Genomic DNA, 25,316 nt, shown 5'->3' on the forward strand with positions numbered 1-25,316 from the left:
AATGCCGCTCACGTGAGCGGCATTTTTAGTCAGCTAAAACATTTATTCCGATGCAACGGCGTTCTTGGCCAAAATCGCATTCGCCAGTTCCATGTCCGTGGCCTGCAGGCCCGGGTTGTCGGCGCGGACTTTTTGCATTGCCGCTTCCAGATAAGGACCGCGAATGCCGCCGTCACTGGCGACAAAACTGCCGGCATCGTCTTGCGCGGCAATGACCAGCTTGTGGTCCTTGAAAGTCAGGTAAGTCGAACCTGTGGTCGCACCGGACGAAATGACGTTACGCCAGAAGCTGTCGGCCATCGCCGAACCAACGGGAAGGGACAGCAAAGCAAAGGTAGCGACAGCAAGTTTGAAACGCATAGGGTGACTCCACTGGTTTATCTACGGCGTTTGATCGCCAGTGTGCCGTCCAGTTCCGTGACCGATGTAGAGCGCTGGTGGTTGACAGCGCTATTTTTGCTCGCTCTGCGGTGTGACCCGTAGTACCTCCTCAATAGTCGTCAATCCCGCCGCGACTTTCTGCGCGCCTGATAACCGCAGGCTACGCATGCCTTCCTTGAAGGCTTGACGACGGATCGCCAGCAAATCGGTATCGGGGCTGATCAGGGCTTTCACGCCGTCGGTCAATTGCATGATTTCGTACACCCCGGCACGGCCGCGATAGCCGGTGTCGCGGCACTCCGCACAACCGATGGCGCGTTGGGCATTGGTTGGTAATGGCGCCTGCCAGGGTCTCGTCAACGTTTGCCAGTCCTCGTCACCCAGCGTCAAAGGCGCCTTGCAGTGCGGGCACAGGGTGCGGACCAGACGCTGAGCCATCACGCCCAGCACGGTGGCCTTGATCAGGTAATGCGGCACGCCGAGTTCCAGCAGGCGGCTGATGGCGCTGGGCGCGTCGTTGGTGTGCAGGGTCGACAACACCAGGTGACCGGTGAGCGCCGCTTGAATGGCCATCTCCGCAGTCTCGAGGTCACGGATCTCGCCGATCATGATGATGTCCGGATCCTGCCGCATCAGCGCACGAACACCGGCGGCGAAGGTCAGGTCGATGTTGTGCTGGACCTGCATCTGATTGAACGCCGGCTCGACCATCTCGATCGGGTCCTCGATGGTGCAGAGGTTTACTTCCGGTGTCGCCAGCTTTTTCAGGGTGGTGTACAGCGTGGTGGTTTTGCCCGAACCGGTCGGCCCGGTGACCAGGATGATGCCGTTGGGCTGGCGGGTCATGTCCTGCCAGCGTCTTAGATCCTCTGCGGAAAAACCGAGCTGGTCGAAATCCTTGAGCAGCACTTCCGGGTCGAAGATCCGCATGACCATTTTTTCGCCGAACGCCGTTGGCAGGGTCGACAGCCGCAGCTCAACCTCACCGCCACCCGGGGTCTTGGTCTTGACCCGGCCGTCCTGGGGTTTGCGCTTTTCCGCGACGTTCATCCGGCCAAGGCTTTTCAGGCGGCTGACGATGGCCATGGTTACCTGCGGCGGGAATTGATAAACGTTGTGCAAGACGCCATCGATACGGAAACGCACTGTGCCTTGCTCGCGGCGGGGTTCGATGTGGATATCGCTGGCGCGTTGCTGGAAAGCGTACTGGAACAGCCAGTCGACGATGTTGACAATGTGCGCATCGTTGGCATCCGGCTCTTGATCGCTGGCGCCGAGGTTGAGCAGCTGTTCGAAATTGCCAAGGGTGCTGTTCTGCTGATCGGCAGTGGTCGCGCCGCTGACCGATTTGGCCAGGCGGAAAAACTCCACGCTGAGACGCTGAATGTCCACCGGGTTGGCGACCACGCGCTTGATCGGCAGCTTCAGCACGTGAGTCAGATCCGCTTCCCACGCGTTCACGTACGGCTGGGCACTGGCTACGGTCACGGCATCGCGGTCAACCGACACCGCGAGAATCTTGTGCCGCTGCGCGAAGGCGTAGGACATCAATGGCGTTACTGCCGCCACGTTGATTTTCAGCGGATCGATGCGCAAGTAAGGCTGACCGGCCTGCTGCGACAACCACAGCGTCAGGCTTTCGAGATCGAGGTGTTTGCCGGGACGGCTGAGGTCGTCCAGCTGCTGACTGGCGATGAACTCCAGCGGATGCATCTGGCCGTTGGCGGTGTGGCGGCGGCGCGCATTGAGCGCGGTCTCGGCCGAATCCTGGCTGATAAAGCCTTGCGCAACCAGCTCGCGCAATAACTCATTGAGATCCAGCCAGCGGTCCTGAGTGGCAAGTTGAACGGACATGCGGGCTCCTCATGAACAACAGTTCGCAAAGGATAGTCGCGTAATTGCCAACCGTTGGGCCACTACCCGACGAAGCCGTATCGGATTTTTTCAGCCAGCCGCCTGGCTGGGGTGCCGCACAGCGCTCTTTGTGGCGAGGGAGCAAGCTCCCTCGCCACAAAGACAATTTACATACGCAGCAACATCTTCCACGCACGGTTCTGATACACCGCAATCGCCTGCTGCTTGCGTGCATCCAGCGACTCTTCGGTGATCGGCTCGTTTGCCAATTGAGCAAGCTGCTTGAGCTCACCATACAGGCGATCGATTTCCGGGATCTCCAGCACGCCACGGGCGTGGTGCAGCCAGGACTGGATGCGCTCGATGCGCGGCAATTGCTCGGCCAGGTCTTCCGGCTGTTGCTGATAGCGCTGCAGTTGCAAGGACGTGGCTTCCTCGCCGAGCAAGCGCGGTAACCAGCTGCCCAACTGTGCAGCGCCCTGGCGATTGCCACGCACGTTACGATCGGCAGCCCAGGTGCGGGCCAGCAACCAGCGCGAAGTGTTCAGGGAAAACAGGCCCCAGCGCGGATCTTCGAGTTCTTCGAGGAACTGCTCCGGCGCTGCTTTGCGCACGTCTTCGTCATCCAGACCGGCCAGCACCAGCGGGCGCCAGTCTTCGAGCAAGGCGTCGAGTGCAACCCGCAGATCGTGCGTCGACTGACGCGGCGCGGCCTGGCCGAGACTGCTCAGCAGGGCGCGCAATTCGGCGAGGTTTTCTACCCAATCCTGCAACAGGCGCCAGTGGCCGTTGAAGCGGTACTGCTCGGCCAGTCGCTGGCTGCTGGCGAGCAAGTGCCAGCTCAGCGCGGCGAACGCGTCGTCCAGCGGTGTTTCGGCAGTGATCTGTGGCGCTGGCAGGCTCAAGGAATAGCTGTTGGCGTCGTACAAGCGATAACCGCGCTCGGCCTTGCTGATGTCACATGGCATCAGCGCCAGGGTCGCGGCCAGTTCGGCGGCCAGTTCCAGCAGGGCGGCCGGCTCGCCTTCGCGCAGCTCCAGCTCCAGCTCGCAGATTTCTTCTTTCTGTTTGCCGACAATCACGTGGCCCAGGTCCAGCGCGGCTTCGATGACCACTTTGGTCTTGCCACGGCCCCAGGCGATTTCAGCGCGTTCGCGGACGAAATCGGTGGTGAAGATCGGCTTCAGGGTTTTCTTGTCGAGCTCGGCCAATTCTTCCGGCCAGCATTCGCCGTCGAGTTTTTTCACGTCGAGCTTGGCTTTGGGCAGGTTCCAGTCGTATTCGTTACGCTCGGACAACCCGGCGACGCTCTGGCCACGGGTTTTCAACGTCTGAATCACTTCTTCGCCATCGCGGCGCAGGCGCAAGGCAACCTTGGCGCGGGCCAGGTCGCGCTCAGGCGTGTCGAAGTACTGGTTCATCAGTTCACGGCGTTCCCAGCCACTTTTGTTGCGTTTTTTCAGCAATGGATGCTCGCGCAGGGCGGCGAGGGTTTCGCGGCTGACGCGGAGTTTGATTTCAGTTTCTTTTTGCATGGCCGGAAAATCCAGAATCGGGAGCGCAGCCAGGGGAATGTGTGGCTGCCAAGGCCGTGCAGTGTACAGGACTGAGAGAAGGTAGGGTCTGTTGACGCTTGGTGACAACCACGGCTCCGTCGCGGCCGTCACCCGGTGTCAACAGGCCTGACCAGCTCTGCGGCGGTTTATTCCTGTCGCCGGATGGTTCTATGATGGTCTTCAATTCGGGAGTTGGAGTCAGCGATGCCTTTGCCATCCATGAAAGATCAGTTCGCTGCGCTGATCGCCGCACCGTCCGTCAGCTGTACACAGGCCAGCCTCGATCAGAGCAACCGGCCGGTGATCGATCTGCTGGCGAGCTGGCTGGGTGACCTCGGTTTTGCCTGCGATATCCAGCAGGTCAGCCCCGGTAAATTCAATCTGCTCGCCAGTTATGGCTCCGGCCCCGGCGGGCTGGTGCTGGCCGGTCACAGTGACACCGTGCCGTTCGATGGCGCCTTGTGGCAAACCGATCCGCTGAAGCTGACCGAGGTGGACGGCCGCTGGGTCGGTCTGGGCAGTTGCGACATGAAGGGTTTTTTTGCGCTGGCGATCGAAGCTGTCCTGCCTCTGCTCGATCAACCTTTCAAGCAGCCGCTGCTGATTCTCGCGACGTGTGACGAAGAGAGCTCGATGTCCGGTGCTCGTGCATTGGCCGAGGCTGGCCGGCCGCTGGGTCGAGCGGCGGTAATCGGCGAGCCGACCGGGCTCAAGCCGATCCGCATGCACAAAGGCATCATGATGGAGCGCATCGACATCCTCGGTCAGAGCGGCCATTCCTCCGATCCGCGCCTGGGCCACAGCGCGCTCGAAGCCATGCACGATGCCATCGGAGAGCTGCGCGGCTTGCGGCTGTTGTGGCAACGCGAATTTCGCAATCCACAGTTCGGCGTGCCGATGCCGACGATGAATTTTGGCTGCATTCATGGTGGTGACAACCCTAACCGTATCTGCGGGCAATGCTCGCTGGAGTTTGATCTGCGACCTTTGCCGGGCATGGATCCGAATGCCTTGCGCGCCGAAATTCTGCAGAAGCTCAAACCGGTTGCCGAACGGCATCAGGTGAAGATCGATTACGCACCGCTGTTCCCCGAAGTGCCGCCGTTCGAGCAGGCCGAGGACGCCGAACTGGTGCGGGTCGCGGAAAAGCTCACCGGCCATCGCGCCGAAGCAGTGGCGTTCGGCACCGAAGCGCCTTATCTTCAGAGCCTTGGCTGCGAAACCCTGGTGCTCGGCCCCGGCGATATCGCCTGTGCTCACCAGCCGGGGGAATACCTCGAAATGTCACGTTTGCAGCCTACGGTGCATCTACTACGGCAACTGATTGAACATTACTGCCTGACGCCGGCAACAACGCGACACAACCTGTAGGAGCCGGCTTGCTGGCGATGAACGATGACGCGGCCTATCTGATGATCTGCAGCGTTTGCATCGCCAGCAAGCCGGCTCCTACAGGTATAAATTGCAGACGTCCCAACCCGTATTCATGAGGAGAGCGCGCGTGTCGCCAAGCCTGTTCCGACGATAACCATCAGCCCGCTGTGCGTTTCCCGTTTCGCCCATTTTTTGGCTGCTATTTATTACAGGCCCTGGTTCATGCCCGAATACGTTAACTGGCTTCGTCACGCTTCGCCCTACATCAACGCTCACCGCGATTGCACCTTCGTCGTCATGCTGCCCGGCGATGGTGTCGAGCATCCCAATTTTGGCAACATCGTCCACGATCTCGTGCTGCTGCACAGTCTGGGCGTGCGGCTGGTGCTGGTGCACGGTTCCCGCCCGCAGATTGAAACCCGCCTCGCCGCGCGCGGGCTGACCCCGCATTACCACCACGGCATGCGCATCACCGATGCCGCGACGCTTGAGTGCGTGATCGATGCGGTCGGGCAACTGCGCATCGCTATCGAGGCGCGCCTGTCGATGGACATGGCTGCATCGCCCATGCAGGGCTCACGACTGCGGGTGGCCAGCGGCAACCTGGTGACGGCGCGGCCGATCGGTGTGCTGGAAGGCGTGGATTATCACCACACCGGCGAAGTGCGCCGGGTCGACCGCAAGGGCATCAATCGTCTGCTCGACGAGCGCTCCATCGTCCTCTTGTCGCCGCTGGGTTACTCGCCGACCGGCGAGATTTTCAACCTCGCCTGCGAGGACGTCGCCACACGTGCAGCTATTGATCTGGGCGCGGACAAGCTGCTGCTGTTCGGCGCTGATCCGGGCCTGATCGACGAAAACGGTCGTCTGGTTCGCGAGCTGCGTCCGCAGCAGGTGCCGGTGCATCTGCAGCGTCTGGGCAGCAACTATCAGGCCGAGCTGCTGGATGCGGCTGCCGAGGCCTGCCGTGGGGGCGTGGCGCGCAGTCATATCGTTAGTTACGCCGAAGACGGGGCGCTGCTGACCGAGCTGTTCACGCGCGACGGCGGCGGTACGCTGGTGGCGCAGGAGCAGTTTGAAGTGGTCCGGGAAGCGGCGATTGAAGACGTCGGCGGATTGCTCGATCTGATCAGCCCGCTGGAAGAGCAGGGCATTCTGGTGCGACGGTCCCGCGAGGTGCTGGAGCGTGAGATCGAGCAGTTCAGTGTGGTCGAGCGCGAAGGCATGATCATCGCCTGCGCGGCGCTGTATCAGATTGCCGATTCGAACGCCGGCGAGCTGGCGTGCCTTGCGGTGAACCCGGAGTACAGGCACGGCGCACGCGGTGATGTGCTGCTCGAACGCATCGAAAGCCGCGCCCGGGCGCAGGGCTTGAACACCTTGTTCGTGCTGACGACCCGCACCGCTCACTGGTTCCGTGAACGCGGTTTCGTGCCGAGCAGCGTCGAGCGCCTGCCGTCGGCACGGGCATCGCTGTACAACTATCAGCGTAACTCGAAGATCTTCGAAAAGACGCTTTAGTTTGTGGGCTTGGCTGTGATTGTGGCCTTTGTCTTGTGATTTGTGGTGAGGGGGCTTGCCCCCGTCGAGCTGCGTAGCAGCCCTGAAGCCTGCAGAACCCAGCAGGGGGCAAGCTCCCTCGCCGTAGGTGTTCATCCTGCCTCCATCTTTCCCTGCTCCCTCAAAAACTTCGCCGTCTCGCCAATCCCCTCCCCGTGCCACCCTCCAGCAAAGCGCTGGTTTTCCTGTGCCTCTGGTAGCCCCCGGTGAGGTTCACCGCGCGCGCAGGAAATGACAGTGAGAGCGATACAAAAACTGTAACAATTGGTCTGGATAGTGCGCGTCTGGTGGTCATGGAGCCTGTCCCTGGATTGATTTCGCCTAAAGCAAATCGATCTAAAAAAAGACCAGTAATACCCCTTAGGAATTAGCTTTCGAGTGAGGCGCCCCCTGACGAATCCACCGGGTCTATTCCGAAACGGTATGAAAAACCAGACGGCCAAATCATTTGGTGCAGATTCGATAAAACCAGTCAGCAACTGCCCCCAAATCCGGGGATTAGACTATGGTCGTAGACGTACATAGTTACGATTGACTTACGAGTCACGGTGCGGCGCTAATCAAACATCTTAGGAATCCGGGGCGCATGACTCCGGACCAAGAACACAAGAATTAGAAACGAGAGGAGCTTGATAATGAATAAGTCCACCTTGGCCCTGGCCGTGGCCGTAGGGGTTATGGCGCAGCAGGCAGGCGCCGCCGGTTTCATCGAAGACAGTAAGGCGACAGTCAGTTCGCGGACCATGTATTTCAACGCTGATAACCGTGATGGCGGGGCGGATCAGCGTGAGACTGCGCAGGGTTTCAAATTTGATTACCTGTCCGGCTTCACCCAAGGTGTCGTTGGTTTCGGTTTTGACGCACAGGCGCTCGTTGGGATTTACCTGGGTGGCGATAACAAGCATACGTACCCGAGTTCATTCTTCCCGAGTGAGTCCGGCAATTCAGCTGCCGATTCATGGAGCCGAGTGAACGGTAACGTCAAGGCGCGCTTCTCCAAGACTGAAGCCCACTATGGCGGCGCTCTGCAGCCTAATATGCCGATCCTGGTTGCGAATGACAGCCGCTTGCTGCCGCAGACCTTTGAAGGTGGCACCATCACCTCGAAGGAAATTGACAACGTGACGTTCAACGTTGGTCAGTTGGAGCATGCATCGGGTCGCGCTTCCTCCAACTCGACGGGTCTGTCGGTGGCGGGTGCAACTCAAGAAAGCAATCAGTTCCGTTACGCCGGTGCTGACTGGAAGGTTACTAAAGAACTTACGCTGCAGGCCTACCACTCCAACCTGGAAAATTTCTACAAGCAGACCTTCCTCGGTTTGACGCACGTTTACCCGATTGCTGCCAATCAGTCCTTCAAGACTGACCTGCGCTATTTCGACAGCAGTTCCGATGGCAAAAACGGCGACGCTGGCTACGCGTTCAGCAACAACGGTGGATATGCGAAGAACACCGGCGAAGTCGACAACAAAACCTGGAGTGCGATCTTCACGTACACGCTCGGCGGAAGTGCTTTCCTGTTGGGCCACCAACAGGTCGGGGATGATGGCGGCTTCGTTTATATGAACCAAGGCAGTGTGACCAACGATGGTGGTCGTAGTGAGGAAGCGGGCGGTGCGAGCTTCTACCTGTTCACTGACGCCATGATCAACGGCTTCGTTCGTGCCGGTGAGAACACTACTTTCGGTCAATACACTTACGACTTCGCAGCATTGGGTGTTCCAGGCCTGAAGGCATCGGCCGCTTACTTGCGCGGCGACGATATCAAATCGCGGACTGTTGGCGGCCCGGATGCCACCGAGTGGGAGCGTGACCTGCGTGTGGATTACGTGATTCAGACAGGCGCATTGAAAGGCTTCGGGACCACGGTCCGTCACGGCACCTATCGCGGCGACGCTGTCGGCATCGCCGATGCGGATCAGACCCGTCTGATCTTCAACTACACCTACAGCTTCCTGTAAGTACCACAAGAGAAGCCCCGCCCGCCGGCGGGGCTTTTTTTCGCCCGCAATTCCATATATCCAGATTAACGGAACTTCTAATTTTTTATTCTTTTTAGTTTGTCGCGAACAATTCTAAAGTGAGTCTCGTCCGCGGCTCAGGAGTGAGTCCACGACTCAATATCCACACCTTTCACTTTTCATGGTTCAGAAACTGACACCAAGGCCGATACCCCCTGTCCGGGCGTGCTAGAGCGGTGCAACCCGATATTCCGAAAGGAAATGAAAAATGCTGACATAGATTTTTTTGGGTTTATTATGCGCGCCCACTCAGATGGCTGGCCCTTGGCTACATGGGCACAGGGGCGATGCGCTTATTGCGCGAATCAGGATTCGGGGCACTCGACCCCGGACCGGTTACTCAAGAATTAGAAAACGATAGGAGCGAAACATGAACAAGTCCACTTTGGCCCTGGCTGTGGCCGTAGGGGTTATGGCGCAGCAGGCAGGCGCCGCCGGTTTTATCGAAGACAGCAAGGCCACGTTGGGGTTGCGTAACTTCTACATCAATTCCGATAACCGTGATGGCGCGGCGGGCACTCCTGCCAGCCGGACAAATGGTGTCCAGAGCAAAAGCGAAGAATGGGGCCAAGGCTTTGACCTGCGTTTCACTTCGGGTTACACACAAGGCATCGTCGGTTTCGGTATCGACGCGATTGGCCTGCTGGGCGTGCGCCTGGATTCAGGTGGCGGTACAAACGGGGCCACCGCAACTTCTTATGGCGGCATTGTTTTCCCTAGCGAGTCCAACGGTGAAGCAGTTGATAACTTCTCCAGCCTGGGCCTGACGGCAAAAGCCAAGATCTCCCAGACCGAACTGAAACTGGGTACCTTGCAGCCGAAAAATCCGGTAATCGCAACCAATGACGGTCGTCTGCTGCCACAAACCTGGCAGGGTGGCCAGATCACTTCCGGGGAGATCAAGGACCTTACGCTGGTCGGTGGTCAGATCGAACACGTGAAGGGACGTAACTCCAGCAACAACGAGCAACTGTCTATCGGTGGTGCAAACCCGCGTATAGCCAACAGCAACAAGTTCATGTACGCCGGTGGTGACTACAAAATCACTAAAGACCTGACGGCTCAGTACTACTACGGCAACCTGGAAGATTTCTACAAGCAACACTTCCTGGGTCTGGTGCACAACTGGGCAATCGGTCCGGGCGTGCTGAAGTCTGATCTTCGTTACTTCAACAGCTCCGATGACGGGGCTAACGGCAATACGCCCGCCTATTACAGCAACGGTAACTACACCGGTATGCAGAGTGGTAAAGGCAAGGTCGACAACAATCTGTACAGCGGCCTATTCCTGTACACCGTTGCCGGTCACACCTTTGGTGGTGGTTATCAGGTCAGCAATGGCAGCAGCGACTTCCCTTGGTTGAACCAGGGCGACGGTTCGTCGAACTACACCATCACCGACATGCAAATCCAGAAGTTCGGCCGTGCGGGCGAGCGCACCTGGCAAGCACGTTACTCGTATGACTTCGCCAAGGTCGGCCTGCCAGGTTTGACCGCCGGTATGGTGTACCTGCGTGGCGACAATATCGACACTGTGGGTAGCAACGGCGCCGAGAATGGTTCCGGTCGTTCCGAGTGGGAGCGCGACCTGACGGTAGCTTACGTCGTTCCAGCAGGTCCGTTGAAGAACGTCGGCTTCATGTGGAAGAACGCTACATGGCGCAACGACATTCCAGGTCAACGCGACCAGGATGAAAACCGCCTGATCCTCAGCTACTCGATCCCGCTGTTGTAACAGCACTCGCGTACCGCTGTAGAAAGCCCCGCCCGGCATAAGCCTGGCGGGGCTTTTTGCTATCTGCGCCGCGATAAACGCACTGCTGGATCTTCCCTGAAGGCCTGACCACGCCGGGCGCAACGCCACGGAATGCTGCAAGTCGCCGCTTCGACGGCCTTTTTTATGAGCGGAATACAGTAAAACGCATAGTCCATAAACGAATAACCAAATGAATAAATATGATTTATAGATATATTAATCCCCTGTTAAGGTCTTCCCATCAAAGCGAGATCGCACACTGCGAATCGCCTGCATCGTTCAAGGAATATCTGAATGCTGGTCGTCTCACTCGGTGGCAGTCCCAGTCAACGCTCCCGCTCCGGGGTGCTGCTGGAGCGCTCGCAACGCTGGTTGCAGGAGCAAGGTGTGGAAGTGGTCAGTTACCGGATACGGGACTTCCCGGCCGAAGACTTGCTGCACGCACGCTTCGACAGCCCGAAAGTCATCGACCTGCTGCAACAGATCGAAAATGCCGACGGCGTGGTGATTGCCACGCCGGTCTACAAGGCCTCGTTCTCCGGTGCTCTGAAGACTTTGCTGGACTTGCTGCCTGAACGCGCTCTGGCGCACAAAGTAGTGTTGCCCATCGCCACTGGCGGCAGCATCGCCCACATGCTGGCAGTCGATTACGCGCTCAAACCGGTGCTGTCGGCGTTGAAAGCTCAGGAAATGCTCCAAGGAATTTTCGCCGTCGACAGCCAGATCGCTTACGGCGAAGGCAGTGCGCAGGCGCAATTGGCGCCGGAGCTGGAACAACGTCTGGACGAATCTCTGGAGCTGTTTTTCAGCGCCATGGCTCGACGCCCGAAACCGCTTGATCCGAACCTGTTGAACGAACGTTTGTTGAGTGCTCGCTGGAGCATTTGAGCCAGCACTCAAGCCACACCTGAATCTGAAGTCCTCACCTTACTCGCTCGCTAACGGGCAAGCAGGTGCAGCCAATACCCAACTGCAAAAAGGAGAGCGCTATGCGCACTGTCATTTTGCGTCGCGGTCTGGTCGCTCTGTTTGCTGCGGCTGTGTCCTTCGGCGCCATTACTCAAGCTCAGGCCGAGACGTTGCGAATCGGTTATCAGAAGTACGGCACCCTGGTACTGCTCAAAGCCAAAGGCACGCTGGAAAAACGTCTCGCCGCGCAAGGCGTGGACGTGAAATGGACCGAGTTCCCCGGCGGCCCGCAACTGCTTGAAGGCCTGAACGTCGGCTCCATCGACTTCGGTGTGACCGGCGAAACGCCTCCGGTATTTGCCCAGGCGGCTGGCGCCGATCTGCTCTACGTCGCTTACGAACCGCCGGCGCCGCACAGTGAAGCGATCCTGGTACCGAAGGATTCACCGATCAAATCGGTGCAAGACCTCAAAGGCAAAAAAGTCGTCCTGAACAAAGGCTCCAACGTGCATTACCTGCTGGTGCGGGCGCTGGAAGCTGCCGGTCTCAAATACAACGATGTCCAGACCGTTTTCCTGCCACCCGCCGATGCGCGTGCTGCCTTTGAACGTGGCAGCGTAGACGCCTGGGTCATCTGGGATCCATACCAGGCCGCTGCCGAACAGCAGCTGCAAGCGCACACCTTGCGCGATGGCAAAGGCATCGTCGATAACCATCAGTTCTACCTCGCGACCAAACCCTACGCGCAGAAAAATCCTCAGGTGATCAAGGCTCTCGTGGAAGAAGTACGCGCCGTCGGCGAGTGGTCCCAGGCCAATCCCGAAGATGTGACCCAACAGGTCGCGCCACTGCTCGGCTTGCCAGTAGACATCACCCGGACCTCGGTGAAACGCCAGGCCTTCGGTGCCTTGTTCCTGACCCCGGAAGTAGTCGCCGCGCAGCAGAAAATCGCTGACAGCTTCTACCAGCTCAAGCTGATACCGAAGCCGCTCAGCATCAAAGACGTGATCTGGTCGCCACCGGCCGCCGTTGCCCAAAGCTCAGTAACCAAAGCTCCGTAACCAAAGCCCCGACATTCGATTTCCCAAGGAGACCACTCCATGAGCCTCAATATTTTCTGGTTTCTACCTACCCACGGTGATGGCCATTACCTCGGTACATCAGAGGGCGCGCGCGCCGTCGACCACGGTTACCTGCAACAGATCGCGCAAGCGGCGGATCGCCTCGGTTTTGGCGGCGTGCTGATCCCCACGGGCCGCTCCTGCGAAGATTCGTGGCTGGTCGCCGCGTCGCTGATTCCAGTGACCCAGCGCTTGAAGTTTCTGGTCGCGTTGCGCCCCGGGATCATTTCCCCGACGGTCGCCGCGCGTCAGGCGGCAACGCTGGATCGCCTGTCCGGTGGCCGCGCACTGTTCAACCTGGTCACCGGTGGTGATCCGGAAGAACTGGCCGGCGACGGTTTGTTTCTGACTCACGAAGAACGTTATCAAGCCTCGGTGGAATTCACCCGCATCTGGCGCCGCGTGCTCGAAGGTGAAACCGTCGATTATGACGGGCAGCACATCAGCGTGAAAGGCGCCAAGCTGCTCTATCCGCCGATCCAGCAACCGCGTCCGCCGCTGTACTTTGGCGGCTCTTCGGAAGCGGCGCAGGATCTGGCGGCGGAACAAGTGGAAATGGTCCTCACCTGGGGCGAACCGCCCGCCGCCGTGGCGGAGAAAATCCAACAGGTTCGTGCCAAAGCCGCCAGGCTCGGTCGCACCGTGCGCTTCGGGATTCGGCTGCATGTGATCGTTCGTGAAACCAATGCCGAAGCCTGGCAAGCCGCGGATCGCCTGATTTCTCATCTGGATGACGACACCATCGCCCGCGCCCAGGCTTCGCTGGCGCGCTTCGATTCGGTCGGCCAGCAACGCATGGCCGCGCTGCACGGTGGCAGTCGCGACAACCTCGAAGTCAGCCCCAACTTGTGGGCCGGTGTCGGCCTGGTGCGCGGTGGGGCTGGTACGGCATTGGTCGGCGATGGCCCGACTGTGGCCGCTCGCGTGAAGGAATACGCAGACCTGGGCATCGACACCTTCATCTTCTCCGGTTATCCACACCTGGAAGAGTCGTACCGGATCGCCGAGCTACTGTTTCCGCACCTCGACATCGAGCGCCCGCAGTTGCCCGAAGGCGCCAACTACGTCAGCCCCTTCGGTGAGATGGTCGCCAACGACATTCTTCCCAAAGCCGCGTCGCAGAGCTGAGGCGCGTCATGAAGAAAATTACTCACAGCCTTGCGCCCTGGGCGTTGCCGGTTTTGCTGTTGACGGTGTGGCAGCTGTCGGTGTCGGCGGGCTGGCTGTCGACACGGATTCTGCCGGTGCCGATCGCCGTGATTGAAGCCGGCATCAGCCTGGTACAGAGCGGTGAAATCTGGACGCATCTGGCGATCAGTGGCTGGCGTGCGGCGCTGGGTTTCGTCATTGGCGGCAGCATCGGCCTGGTGCTGGGTTTCATCACCGGCCTGTCGAAATGGGGCGAGCGCCTGCTCGACAGTTCAATGCAGATGATCCGCAATGTGCCGCACCTGGCGCTGATTCCGCTGGTGATTTTGTGGTTCGGCATCGACGAGTCGGCGAAGATTTTTCTGGTGGCGCTGGGCACGTTGTTTCCGATCTACCTCAACACCTATCACGGCATTCGCAACGTTGATCCGGCGTTGGTGGAGATGGCCCGCAGTTACGGCTTGTCCGGATTCAGCCTGTTCCGCCAAGTGATTTTGCCGGGTGCACTGCCTTCGATTCTGGTGGGCGTTCGTTTTGCGCTGGGCTTTATGTGGCTGACGTTGATCGTCGCGGAAACCATTTCCGCAAGCTCTGGCATCGGCTATCTGGCCATGAATGCCCGAGAGTTTCTACAGACGGATGTGGTGGTGCTGGCGATTCTTCTGTACGCGGTGCTCGGCAAGCTGGCCGACCTCGCGGCCCGTGGTCTGGAGCGTGTCTGGTTGCGTTGGCATCCGGCGTATCAGGTTGCCAAAGGAGGTTTCGCATGACGGCTCAACAACCTCCACGCCTGTTGCGCGGAATACCGCTGGCGGTACGCAAACTGCAGAAAACCTTTGGCTCGCGGCAGGTGTTGCGCGGCATCGACCTGCACATTCCGGCTGGGCAATTCGTGGCCGTGGTCGGCCGCAGCGGTTGCGGCAAAAGCACTTTGCTGCGTTTGCTCGCGGGGCTCGATACACCGACTGGCGGTGAATTGCTGGCGGGCTCTGCAGCGTTGACCGAAGCACGCGAAGACACGCGGCTGATGTTTCAGGAAGCGCGGCTACTGCCGTGGAAAAAACTCATCGACAACGTCGGTCTCGGCTTGTCCGGCAACTGGCGGCCGCAAGCGCTGGAAGCGCTGGAATCGGTAGGTTTGGCGGATCGCGCCAACGAGTGGCCGGCCGCACTCTCCGGTGGGCAGAAGCAACGAGTGGCGCTGGCTCGCGCGCTGATTCATCAACCGCGCTTGCTGCTGCTGGACGAACCCTTGGGCGCGCTGGATGCGCTGACCCGCATTGAAATGCAGCAACTGATCGAGCGGCTTTGGCACAAGCATGGTTTTACCGTGTTGCTGGTGACCCACGACGTCAGTGAAGCGGTGGCGATTGCCGATCGCGTCATTCTGATCGAAGAGGGCGGAGTCGGCCTCGACTTGCATGTGGAACTGCCGCGGCCCCGAGTGCGTGGCTCTCATCGACTGGCGACGCTGGAAACCGAAGTCCTCAACCGCGTCCTCGCATTACCTGGCCAACCGCCGGAGCCTGAACCTGTTTCACCCTTGCCCACGCAGTTGCGTTGGGCGCAATAACTCAATTATCCAAAGACGGGAATCAACATCATGACGATCAAAGCCATTAACGTTCGTAACCAGTTCAAAGGCCACATCAAGGAAATCGTGCTGGGTGACGTGCTGTCCGAAATCGACGTGCAGACTGCCTCGGGCATCGTCACTTCGGTGATCACGACGCGCTCGGTGAAGGAGCTGGAACTGGTGGTCGGGAGCGAGGTGATTGCGTTTGTGAAATCCACCGAGGTGTCGATTGCCAAGTTGTGATCCATGCGCCACCTATAGCCCCGAACGGCACAAGCCTTTCGGGGTTTTTTTATGCGTGTGAACAGGTCATGTCAGCGGTGCGGCCATCGCGAGCAGGCTCGCTCCCACAGGGATTTTTGTCGTACTCAAATGCTTTGTTCGCCGAAGATCCACTGTGGGAGCGAGCCTGCTCGCGATGAGGCCGTAGGAGCCGCCACGCAGATCAGGTTGAAACCGTGCGCTTTGGCAGATACGGCGGCAGATAGAGCCCAAGGTACGCATCAAACACCCGCATCCCTTCCTCGGCCATGCGCGGCGTGATCTGTCCGTGCTGTTGCACCGAACGTGCATATACCCGGTCGCCCAGCTCCATGGCCAGCGCGAACACATCGACATCGGTCGGCAGTTTCGGCAGTTCGAAATGGTGATCGAACAGCTTGTGCATCAAATCACCCAACTCAATGTCGTGCTGACGGTCGGCCTGGGTCACTTCGGTCAAGCCATGCTGGGCGAGGATCAACTGGCGGGCGGCGGCATCTTCGTCGTAGATCGCCAGCATGCGCTGTTCGACCAGGCGCGAGAGGTCGTGCCAGTTGCGCAGGGCATCGTGGTCGATGGGCGCTTGCAGGCAGGCGCGGAAAGCGCCGTGGACGTCGGCGGTCAGCGCTTCGAGCAGGGCTGGAACGCTGGCGAAGAAGTGGTAGACGGAGGAGGGCGGAATCTCCGCGCGCTCGGCGACGCTGTAGATCGACAGGCTGGCTACGCCCTCGGTTGCCAGCAGCGTGCGCGCGGCGTCGAGTATCGAATCGATCCGCGCCTGACTGCGGGCGCGGGGTTTGCGAACGGTGGCGATGCGCGTCATTGGAGACTCCTGCGGGGGCAGCGGGCATTGTACGCAGAGCGCAGAGATGTTCCACATCCCCTGTGCCGAGGGTGGTCTTTGTGGTGAGGGGGTCCACCTGTGGCGAGGGGGGTTACCTGTGGCGAGGGGGTTTACCCCCGTTGGGCTGCGCAGCAGCCCCAAAGCCAGTCAATGAGGTATGCCTGACCCGACTGTATTGGGCATAAAAGGGAGTCCTTCGGCCTCCAGCGGGGTGGTGCGGCATTCCGATAAACCCCCTCACCACAGGGTTCGTGCCAACCGTAAGAACACGGAAAATCAGCCAGCCATAAAAAACGCCGCAGGCTGTTAAACCTGCGGCGTTCGTTTTTACTGCACCCGCTTAAACAGTATGCAGGTACCAGTTGTACTCAAGGTCGGAGATGGAGTGCTCGAACTCCTCCAGCTCACTTTCCTTGCAGGCCACAAAGATATCGATGTATTTGGGATCGATGTATTTGGCCATGACTTCGCTGTCGTCCAGCTCGCGCAATGCATCACGCAGGTTGTTCGGCAGGCTTTGCTCGTTCTGCTCGTAGCTGTTGCCTTCCACCGGTGCGCCCGGCTCGATCTTGTTGGTCAAGCCGTGGTGCACGCCTGCCAGAACCGAAGCCATCAGCAGATACGGGTTGGCGTCAGCGCCGGCCACACGGTGCTCGATACGCACAGCGTCCGAGGAACCGGTCGGCACGCGGATCGCCACAGTGCGGTTGTCCAGACCCCAGCACGGCGAGTTCGGCACGTAGAACTGTGCGCCGAAACGACGGTAGGAGTTGACGTTAGGGCAGAGGAAAGCCATCTGCGCGGGCAGGGTCTCGAGCACACCGCCGATCGCGTGACGCAGCGCGGCGTTCTGCTCGGGATCCTCGCTGGCAAAAATATTTTTGCCTTCTTTATCAAGAATCGAAATGTGTACGTGCAGACCATTGCCGGCCTGGCCCGGGTACGGCTTGGCCATGAAAGTGGTATCCATTTCATGGTCGTAGGCAATGTTCTTGATCAGACGCTTGAGCAGTACCGCGTAGTCGCACGCCTTGATCGGGTCGGCGACGTGGTGCAGGTTCACTTCGAACTGCGCCGGGGCACTTTCCTTGACGATCGCGTCCGCCGGGATGCCTTGCTCTTTCGCACCTTCCAGGATGTCCTGGAGGCAGTCGACGTATTCGTCGAGGTCGTCGATCAGGTAGACCTGTGTCGAATGCGGGCGTTTTCCGGATACAGGCGAGCGTGGCGGCTGCGGACGACCGTTCACGTTTTCCTGGTCGATCAGGTAAAACTCCAGCTCGAACGCAGCGCAGATGGTCAGGCCCATCTCGTCGAACTTGCGGACTACATTGGCCAGCACTTCCCGCGGGTCAGCAAAGAACGGCTGGCCTTCGAGTTCGTGCATGGTCATCAACAGTTGCGCGGTAGGGCGCTTCTGCCAAGGCTCATTGCAGAGGGTGTCCGGGATTGGATAGCAGATTCGGTCAGCATCGCCGATGTCCAGACCCAGGCCGGTGCTTTCCACCGTCGAGCCATTGATATCCAGAGCAAATAGGGAGGCCGGCAGGTTGATGCCTTTCTCGTAAACCTTGTGGAGACTGGTGCGTTCGATGCGCTTGCCGCGCACCACACCATTCATATCCGCAATCAGAAGGTCAACGTACAGAACCTCAGGATGTTCCTTAAGGAACGCGTTCGCTTCGTTAAGCTGAACGGCACGCGGGGGTACCGACATGATGCAACACCTTTGTTGTTAAAAATATCAATCATTGATCTCTTCGGGTTTCAGTCAACCCGAACGGCATGCCGAAGTCAAGCGAGGCCGTTTTTGCCCTAAAAAAGCGCTCACGAGGCTTTTTTGAGGCACTTTGGGGCGTTTTTATGCCCTTGAGCGCTTTGCCGGCCGCGGGCTTGAGCGGGCCGTGTTGTATTTTTTACGGGGGTGTTGTGTAAAAAAATGAACAAGGCTAAGCTCCGATTCAAACCCATAACAGCAATAATACCGGGGTGCTTCATGTCTCGCCTGCCGTTAATCGGCGTCACCACCTGCCCGCCGCAGACCTTTCTACCGGCAGCGTCCGATATTCTGGACGGGCTCTATGGCAGTCTGTTGACCGGCGCTTCTTCCAATATAGAACTCTTTCTTGAGTGCGGCTCGGCCAATGCGTCGTGTGCCGCTCATGATTCTGCACGCGCAAAGCCTACAATGCCTGCCCACGCCACTGTCGAGGCGGGTATTCGTGCGCGGCAACGACAGTGGCAATCTGGACCATGCGACGCCCACGCGTCAAACAACGCCTGACTCCCAAGAGTCAGGAAACTCAGCCTAAGAGGCATTTATGAGTAACAACCTCGACCAGCTCACCGATTGGTTGAAAGACCGCAAGATCACAGAAGTCGAATGCATGATCGCCGACTTGACCGGGATCACCCGGGGCAAGATTTCGCCGACCAACAAATTCATTGCCGAGAAAGGCATGCGCCTGCCCGAGAGCGTTCTGTTGCAGACCGTGACCGGCGACTATGTCGAAGACGACATCTATTACGAACTGCTCGACCCGGCTGACATCGACATGATCTGCCGCCCCGACCAGAATGCGGTGTACATGGTGCCCTGGTCCATCGAGCCGACCGCTCAGGTGATCCACGACGCTTATGACAAGCAAGGCAACCCGATCGAGCTGTCGCCGCGCAACGTCTTGAAGAAAGTCCTGAAACTCTATGCCGACAAAGGCTGGCAGCCCATCGTGGCGCCGGAAATGGAGTTTTACCTGACCAAACGCAGTGACGACCCGGACTACCCGCTGCAGCCGCCGATTGGCCGTTCCGGTCGTCCGGAAACGGGCCGCCAGTCGTTCTCGATCGAGGCGGCGAACGAGTTCGACCCGCTGTTCGAAGATGTCTATGACTGGTGCGAATTGCAGGAGCTGGATCTCGACACACTGATCCACGAGGACGGCACGGCGCAGATGGAAATCAACTTCCGTCACGGCGATGCCCTGTCCCTGGCCGACCAGATCCTGATCTTCAAACGCACCATGCGCGAAGCGGCGCTCAAGCATAACGTCGCGGCGACGTTCATGGCCAAACCCATGACCGGCGAGCCGGGCAGCGCGATGCATCTGCACCAGAGCATCATCAGCATGGAGACCGGCAAAAACGTGTTCTCCAACGAAGACGGGACCATGAGTCAGCTGTTCCTGCACCACATTGGTGGCTTGCAGAAACTGATCCCGGAACTGCTGCCGCTGTTCGCGCCCAACGTCAACTCGTTCCGCCGCTTCCTGCCGGACACCTCGGCGCCGGTGAACGTCGAATGGGGCGAAGAAAACCGCACCGTGGGCCTGCGGGTTCCGGATGCCGGGCCACAAAACCGTCGGGTGGAAAACCGCCTGCCGGGCGCCGACGCCAACCCGTACCTGGCGATTGCCGCGAGCTTGCTCTGCGGCTACATCGGCATGGTCGAAGGGCTGAACCCAAGCGCACCGGTGGTGGGTCGTGGCTACGAGCGCCGCAATCTGCGCCTGCCGCTGACCATCGAAGACGCGCTGGAACGTATGGAAAACAGCGCGACTGTCGAGAAATACCTGGGCAAGAAATTCATCACTGGCTACGTCGCGGTCAAGCGGGCCGAGCATGAAAACTTCAAGCGCGTGATCAGTTCGTGGGAGCGGGAATTCCTGCTCTTCGCCGTCTGATACGCCGGGCGCCGCCGCTGTCGGGCGGCGCTTTCACCTGATCTTTTTAGGAGAATTCGCATGACCAGCAATAATCCGCAAACCCGTGAATGGCAAACCCTGAGCAACGATCACCACCTGGCGCCGTTCAGCGATTTCAAACAGCTGAAAGAGAAAGGCCCGCGCATCATCACCAGCGCCAAGGGTGTGTACCTCTGGGACAGCGAGGGCAACAAGATTCTCGACGGTATGGCCGGCCTGTGGTGTGTGGCGATCGGTTACGGTCGCGACGAACTGGCTGATGCCGCCAGCAAGCAGATGCGTGAATTGCCTTACTACAACTTGTTCTTCCAGACTGCTCACCCGCCGGTGCTGGAATTGGCCAAAGCCATTGCCGATATCGCGCCGCAGGGCATGAACCATGTGTTCTTCACCGGTTCCGGTTCCGAAGGCAACGACACGATGCTGCGCATGGTTCGCCACTACTGGGCGATCAAGGGCCAGCCGAACAAGAAAGTCATCATTAGCCGCAAGAACGGTTATCACGGTTCCACCGTGGCCGGCGCGAGCCTGGGTGGCATGACGTACATGCACGAGCAGGGCGACTTGCCGATCCCGGGCATCGTCCACATCGCGCAGCCGTACTGGTTCGCCGAAGGCGGCGACATGACGCCGGAAGAATTCGGCGTGTGGGCGGCCAATCAGCTGGAAGAGAAGATTCTCGAAGTCGGCGTGGATAACGTCGGTGCCTTTATTGCCGAGCCGATCCAGGGTGCCGGCGGCGTGATCATTCCGCCAGACACCTACTGGCCGCGCATCAAGGAAATCCTCGCCAAGTACGACATCCTGTTTGTCGCCGACGAAGTGATTTGTGGTTTCGGCCGCACCGGTGAGTGGTTTGGTACCGATTTCTACGACCTCAAGCCCGACATGATGACCATCGCCAAAGGCCTGACTTCCGGCTATATCCCGATGGGTGGCCTGATCGTGCGCGACGAGGTGGTCGCAGTGCTCAACGAAGGTGGGGATTTCAACCACGGTTTCACGTACTCCGGCCATCCTGTCGCCGCAGCCGTGGCGCTGGAAAACATCCGCATCATGCGCGACGAGAAAATTATCGAGCGCGTTAATACGGAGTCGGCACCCTATTTGCAAAAGCGTCTGCGGGAGCTGAACGATCACCCGTTGGTGGGGGAAGTGCGCGGGGTCGGCCTGTTGGGGGCCATTGAACTGGTTCAGGACAAGGCTACGCGCAAGCGTTACGAAGGCAAGGGCGTCGGCATGATCTGCCGCACGTTCTGCTTTGAAAACGGCCTGATCATGCGCGCCGTCGGCGACACCATGATCATTGCTCCGCCACTGGTGATTACCAAGGCTGAAATCGATGAGCTGGTGACCAAGGCACGCCAGTGTCTGGACCTGACGCTGAGTGCGTTGCAGGGCTAAGTGCTAGGCTCTGAGCGAAGTGCGATGCGCGCATTTTGCTCGGAGCAAACAAAGGTTGGGTCTTTCCTTGAAAGCCTGCCTTGGATCTTGCCAGACTACCCACCGTTCGGATGACCGGGAAAGGCTGCCGAGCATGCGGCTAAAAAGAAAAACTGGAGCATTACCCATGAAGGCATTAGGTATGAAGATAGCTGGCAAGACCCTCCTCGCCATGTCCCTGATGGGCGTGATGGCAGGCGCAGTTCAGGCGGATGACAAAGTCCTGCACGTGTACAACTGGTCTGATTACATCGCACCGGATACCGTCAAGAAATTCGAAGCCGAGTCGGGGATCAAAGTCGTTTACGACGTTTTCGACAGCAACGAAACCCTGGAAGCCAAGTTGTTGGCAGGCAAGTCCGGCTACGACATCGTCGTGCCGTCGAACAACTTCCTGGCCAAGCAGATCAAGGCTGGCGTCTACCAGAAACTGGACAAGTCCAAGCTGCCCAACTGGAAAAACCTCAACACTGACCTGCTCAAAGCGGTCTCGGTGAGTGACCCGGGCAACGAACACGCTTTCCCGTACATGTGGGGTTCGATCGGCATTGGTTTCAACGCCGAGAAGGTCAAGGCTGCACTGGGTGTCGATGCGCCGACCAATTCCTGGGACTTGCTGTTCAAACCTGAAAACGCTGCGAAGTTGAAATCGTGCGGTATCAGTTTCCTCGATTCGCCAACCGAGATGCTTCCGGTGGCGTTGCACTACCTGGGCTATCCAACCGACAGCCAGGACAAAAAACAACTGGCCGAAGCCGAAGCACTGTTCCTGAAGATTCGTCCTTCGGTGGGCTATTTCCATTCCTCCAAGTACATCTCCGACCTGGCCAACGGCAACATCTGCGTAGCCGTCGGTTACTCGGGTGACATCTACCAGGCCAAAGCGCGTGCCGCTGAAGCCGGTGACAAGGTCAAAGTCAGCTACAACATTCCCAAAGAAGGTGCAGGCAGCTTCTACGACATGGTCGCCATCCCTAAAGATGCCGAAAACGTCGAAGGCGCCTACAAGTTCATGACCTTCCTGATGAAGCCGGAAATCATGGCTGAAATCACCAACGCCGTGCGCTTCCCGAACGGCAACTCGGCCGCCACGCCGTTGGTGGAAAAAGACATTACCGAAGACCCGGGCGTCTACCCGCCTGCGGACGTGCTGGCCAAGCTGTATGCGATTGCCGACCTGCCGGCGGCGACCCAGCGGATCATGACGCGCAGCTGGACCAAGATTAAATCCGGTAAGTAATCAGTAAAACCTGTAGCAGCTGCCGAAGGCGGCGTTGAGGTCCGAAGGACCTCCGCGATTTCAACAGCACAACTGCTCCGCAGTTGAACGCAGCCTTCGGCAGCTGCTACATCGTCATAAAGTTTGCTGGAATGGTTTATCGAGGGTAAGTTGCGCGCCGGTTTGTTGCCGGGCAGCCATGGCTGTCATGTAACGCGGGCAACTTGGGCCCAACTAATTTTAGAGGACCTCCACTTGCCAATTTTTTCTCTGTTACGCAATGCATTGCTGGTCGGCGCCGGGCTGACCCTGGCGGTCAACGTTCAAGCTGCCGGTACCGTGCATATTTATAACTGGTCGGACTACGTCGGCGAGACCACCTTGGCCGACTTCGAAAAAGAGACCGGCATCAAACCGGTTTACGACGTCTTCGACTCCAACGAAACCCTCGAAGGCAAGTTGCTGGCAGGGCGCACCGGTTACGACGTGGTTGTGCCGTCGAACCACTTCCTTGGCAAGCAGATCAAGGCCGGCGCTTTCCAGAAGCTCGACAGGAAACAACTGCCCAACTACGCCAACCTCGACCCGGTGCTGCTCAAGCGCCTGGAGCAGAATGACCCGGGCAATCAATACGCCGTGCCTTATCTGTGGGGCACCAACGGCATCGGTTACAACGTTGAAAAGGTCAAGGCAGTGCTTGGCCTCGACAAGATCGACTCGTGGGACGTGGTCTTCGAGCCGCAGAACATCAAGAAGCTGCAAAGCTGCGGTGTAGCGTTCCTCGACTCCGCCGATGAAATGATGCCCACCGTGCTCAACTACATGGGCCTCAACGCCAACAGCACCAACCCTGAAGATTACAAAAAGGCCGAGGCCAAGCTTTTGAAAGTGCGTCCGTACGTGACGTATTTCCACTCCTCCAAATACATTGCCGACCTGGCCAACGGTGACATCTGCGTCGCCATCGGCTTCTCCGGCGACATCTTCCAGGCCAAGGCCCGTGCGGCCGAAGCGGGCAAAGGCGTGGACATCGCTTACTCGATTCCCAAAGAGGGCGGCGCGCTCTGGTTCGACATGCTGGCGATCCCGAAAGACTCGAGCAATGCCAAGGAAGCCCACGCGTTCATCAACTATCTGTTGAAACCCGAGGTGATCGCTCAGGTCAGTGACTACGTCGGTTATGCCAACCCCAACCCGGCTTCGGACGCATTGATGGAGCAGTCCATCCGCACTGACGAATCGATTTATCCGCCGCAAGCCGTGCTCGACAAGACCTACGTGTCGACCGAGTTGCCGCCGAACATTCAACGCTTGATGACCCGCAGCTGGACCAAGGTCAAGTCGGGCAAATAGCTTCAAGGCTCAAACTATCCAAGGTTCGCCCGCTTGAGGCGAACTGCAATTTTGTTGGGAGTTTCGTAAATGGCAGTTGCCTCCGGCGCCTACAAGAAAGCCCTCGAGGGCGACCAGACACCGAAGCAGGTGCTGGTCAAAATCGACCGGGTCACGAAGAAGTTCGACGAGACGATTGCGGTGGACGATGTGTCCCTGGAGATCAAGAAAGGCGAAATTTTCGCCTTGCTCGGCGGTTCGGGATCGGGCAAATCCACCTTGCTGCGCATGCTCGCAGGCTTCGAGCGGCCCACGGAGGGGCGCATTTTCCTTGATGGCGTAGACATCACCGACATGCCGCCGTACGAGCGGCCGATCAACATGATGTTTCAGTCCTACGCATTGTTCCCGCACATGACCGTGGCGCAGAACATCGCGTTCGGCCTCAAGCAGGACAAGATTTCCGCCGCTGAAGTCGACGCGCGTGTGGCCGAAATGCTCAAGCTGGTGCAGATGAGCCAATACGCCAAGCGCAAGCCGCATCAACTGTCTGGCGGTCAGCGTCAGCGTGTCGCGCTGGCCCGCTCGCTGGCCAAGCGGCCGAAGCTGTTGCTGCTCGACGAACCGATGGGCGCACTGGATAAAAAACTGCGTTCGCAGATGCAGCTGGAACTGGTCGAGATCATCGAGCGCGTTGGCGTCACCTGCGTGATGGTGACGCACGATCAGGAAGAGGCCATGACCATGGCCGAGCGCATCGCGATCATGCACCTGGGCTGGATCGCGCAGATTGGCAGCCCGATCGACATTTACGAAACGCCGACCAGTCGCCTGGTCTGCGAATTCATCGGCAACGTCAACATTTTCGAAGGCGAAGTGGTGGACGATGCCGAGGGCCATGCGGTGATCACCTGCAAGGATCTGGACCGCAACATTTTCGTCGGTCACGGCATCAGTACCTCGGTTCAGGACAAGTCGGTCACTTACGCGATTCGGCCGGAAAAACTGCTGGTCACCGCCGACATGCCTACCTGTGAATACAACTGGTCCAGCGGCAAAGTCCACGACATCGCCTACCTCGGCGGCCATTCGGTGTTCTACGTTGAATTGCCGAGCGGCAAAGTCGTGCAGTCGTTCGTCGCCAACGCCGAACGTCGCGGTCAGCGCCCGACCTGGGGCGATCAAGTGTTCGTCTGGTGGGAAGACGATAGCGGCGTGGTGCTTCGCTCATGAACATGCGCAAGTTCAAACGCCGACTC

General features: G+C 58.9%; 20 protein-coding genes. 15 read left to right on the forward strand and 5 right to left on the reverse strand.

What is annotated here, in order from left to right; all coding sequences use genetic code 11:
* Positions 1 to 42: 42 nt before the first annotated feature.
* From ACYZTS_RS08495 to ACYZTS_RS08505, 3 genes are all read right to left on the reverse strand, one after another.
* On the reverse strand, positions 43 to 360 hold the full coding sequence (locus ACYZTS_RS08495; RefSeq protein ID WP_028624784.1) for a DUF2388 domain-containing protein: 318 nt from the start codon (positions 358 to 360) through the stop codon (positions 43 to 45).
* Positions 361 to 450: 90 nt separating this feature from the next.
* Entirely contained in the window at positions 451 to 2,235 is a 1,785-nt protein-coding gene (locus tag ACYZTS_RS08500) for a type IV pilus assembly ATPase TfpB (RefSeq protein WP_028624785.1), read from the reverse strand.
* 167 nt (positions 2,236 to 2,402) lie between these two features.
* The gene (locus ACYZTS_RS08505) at positions 2,403 to 3,770 is read right to left on the reverse strand and encodes a CYTH domain-containing protein (RefSeq protein ID WP_461995307.1); all 1,368 of its coding nucleotides are present in this window, start codon (positions 3,768 to 3,770) and stop codon (positions 2,403 to 2,405) included.
* A 225-nt stretch (positions 3,771 to 3,995) separates the two neighbouring features.
* Between ACYZTS_RS08505 and argE the strand changes: the two genes are divergently transcribed.
* From argE to ACYZTS_RS08555, 10 genes are all read left to right on the forward strand, one after another.
* Complete coding sequence (gene argE / locus ACYZTS_RS08510; protein ID WP_028623659.1) at positions 3,996 to 5,162, forward strand: acetylornithine deacetylase; 1,167 nt, start codon at positions 3,996 to 3,998, stop codon at positions 5,160 to 5,162.
* A 225-nt stretch (positions 5,163 to 5,387) separates the two neighbouring features.
* Positions 5,388 to 6,686, forward strand: a complete 1,299-nt coding sequence (argA, locus tag ACYZTS_RS08515; RefSeq protein WP_461995309.1) for an amino-acid N-acetyltransferase — start codon at positions 5,388 to 5,390, stop codon at positions 6,684 to 6,686.
* A 674-nt stretch (positions 6,687 to 7,360) separates the two neighbouring features.
* On the forward strand, positions 7,361 to 8,686 hold the full coding sequence (locus tag ACYZTS_RS08520) for an OprD family outer membrane porin (RefSeq protein WP_028623661.1): 1,326 nt from the start codon (positions 7,361 to 7,363) through the stop codon (positions 8,684 to 8,686).
* Between the two features lie 430 nt (positions 8,687 to 9,116).
* Positions 9,117 to 10,481 (forward strand): OprD family porin, encoded by a 1,365-nt coding sequence (locus tag ACYZTS_RS08525; RefSeq protein ID WP_461995311.1) that lies wholly within the window; start codon positions 9,117 to 9,119, stop codon positions 10,479 to 10,481.
* 315 nt (positions 10,482 to 10,796) lie between these two features.
* Positions 10,797 to 11,390: an NADPH-dependent FMN reductase gene (gene ssuE / locus ACYZTS_RS08530; RefSeq protein ID WP_461995313.1), complete on the forward strand. Its 594-nt coding sequence runs from the start codon at positions 10,797 to 10,799 to the stop codon at positions 11,388 to 11,390.
* Between the two features lie 101 nt (positions 11,391 to 11,491).
* Positions 11,492 to 12,472, forward strand: coding sequence for a sulfonate ABC transporter substrate-binding protein (locus ACYZTS_RS08535; protein WP_461995315.1), 981 nt, complete (start codon positions 11,492 to 11,494; stop codon positions 12,470 to 12,472).
* 39 nt (positions 12,473 to 12,511) lie between these two features.
* Positions 12,512 to 13,660 carry an FMNH2-dependent alkanesulfonate monooxygenase gene (gene ssuD, locus ACYZTS_RS08540; RefSeq protein WP_461995317.1) on the forward strand — a complete coding sequence of 383 codons (1,149 nt, stop codon included), beginning with the start codon at positions 12,512 to 12,514 and terminating at the stop codon, positions 13,658 to 13,660.
* An 8-nt stretch (positions 13,661 to 13,668) separates the two neighbouring features.
* A complete protein-coding gene (gene ssuC, locus ACYZTS_RS08545) occupies positions 13,669 to 14,451 on the forward strand; it encodes an aliphatic sulfonate ABC transporter permease SsuC (RefSeq protein ID WP_461995319.1) in 783 nt (260 codons plus the stop codon).
* On the forward strand, positions 14,448 to 15,254 hold the full coding sequence (ssuB, locus tag ACYZTS_RS08550) for an aliphatic sulfonates ABC transporter ATP-binding protein (RefSeq protein ID WP_461995321.1): 807 nt from the start codon (positions 14,448 to 14,450) through the stop codon (positions 15,252 to 15,254). Before ssuC ends, ssuB begins: the two co-directional genes overlap by 4 nt.
* A 30-nt stretch (positions 15,255 to 15,284) precedes the next feature.
* Positions 15,285 to 15,500, forward strand: a complete 216-nt coding sequence (locus ACYZTS_RS08555; RefSeq protein ID WP_003444581.1) for a TOBE domain-containing protein — start codon at positions 15,285 to 15,287, stop codon at positions 15,498 to 15,500.
* Positions 15,501 to 15,702: 202 nt separating this feature from the next.
* Here ACYZTS_RS08555 and ACYZTS_RS08560 read toward each other — a convergent pair whose 3' ends face one another.
* Both ACYZTS_RS08560 and ACYZTS_RS08565 read right to left on the reverse strand, forming a co-directional pair.
* Positions 15,703 to 16,341 carry a TetR/AcrR family transcriptional regulator gene (locus ACYZTS_RS08560; RefSeq protein ID WP_461995323.1) on the reverse strand — a complete coding sequence of 213 codons (639 nt, stop codon included), beginning with the start codon at positions 16,339 to 16,341 and terminating at the stop codon, positions 15,703 to 15,705.
* 361 nt (positions 16,342 to 16,702) lie between these two features.
* Positions 16,703 to 18,079 (reverse strand): glutamine synthetase family protein, encoded by a 1,377-nt coding sequence (locus ACYZTS_RS08565; RefSeq protein WP_028623670.1) that lies wholly within the window; start codon positions 18,077 to 18,079, stop codon positions 16,703 to 16,705.
* A 604-nt stretch (positions 18,080 to 18,683) separates the two neighbouring features.
* On the opposite strand from ACYZTS_RS08565, the gene ACYZTS_RS08570 reads away from it, so the two are divergent.
* The 5 genes from ACYZTS_RS08570 to ACYZTS_RS08590 all read left to right on the forward strand — a co-directional run bounded on the left by ACYZTS_RS08570 (position 18,684) and on the right by ACYZTS_RS08590 (position 25,290).
* Positions 18,684 to 20,042: a glutamine synthetase family protein gene (locus tag ACYZTS_RS08570; protein ID WP_028623671.1), complete on the forward strand. Its 1,359-nt coding sequence runs from the start codon at positions 18,684 to 18,686 to the stop codon at positions 20,040 to 20,042.
* Positions 20,043 to 20,102: 60 nt separating this feature from the next.
* Positions 20,103 to 21,467 carry an aspartate aminotransferase family protein gene (locus ACYZTS_RS08575; RefSeq protein ID WP_461995326.1) on the forward strand — a complete coding sequence of 455 codons (1,365 nt, stop codon included), beginning with the start codon at positions 20,103 to 20,105 and terminating at the stop codon, positions 21,465 to 21,467.
* A 181-nt stretch (positions 21,468 to 21,648) separates the two neighbouring features.
* Positions 21,649 to 22,746 carry a polyamine ABC transporter substrate-binding protein gene (locus ACYZTS_RS08580; protein ID WP_461996380.1) on the forward strand — a complete coding sequence of 366 codons (1,098 nt, stop codon included), beginning with the start codon at positions 21,649 to 21,651 and terminating at the stop codon, positions 22,744 to 22,746.
* A gap of 234 nt (positions 22,747 to 22,980) precedes the next feature.
* The gene (locus ACYZTS_RS08585; RefSeq protein ID WP_461995328.1) at positions 22,981 to 24,078 is read left to right on the forward strand and encodes a polyamine ABC transporter substrate-binding protein; all 1,098 of its coding nucleotides are present in this window, start codon (positions 22,981 to 22,983) and stop codon (positions 24,076 to 24,078) included.
* Positions 24,079 to 24,147: 69 nt separating this feature from the next.
* On the forward strand, positions 24,148 to 25,290 hold the full coding sequence (locus ACYZTS_RS08590) for an ABC transporter ATP-binding protein (protein ID WP_028623675.1): 1,143 nt from the start codon (positions 24,148 to 24,150) through the stop codon (positions 25,288 to 25,290).
* Positions 25,291 to 25,316: the final 26 nt, after the last annotated feature.

It is taken from the genome of Pseudomonas sp. TMB3-21, from assembly GCF_054898145.1.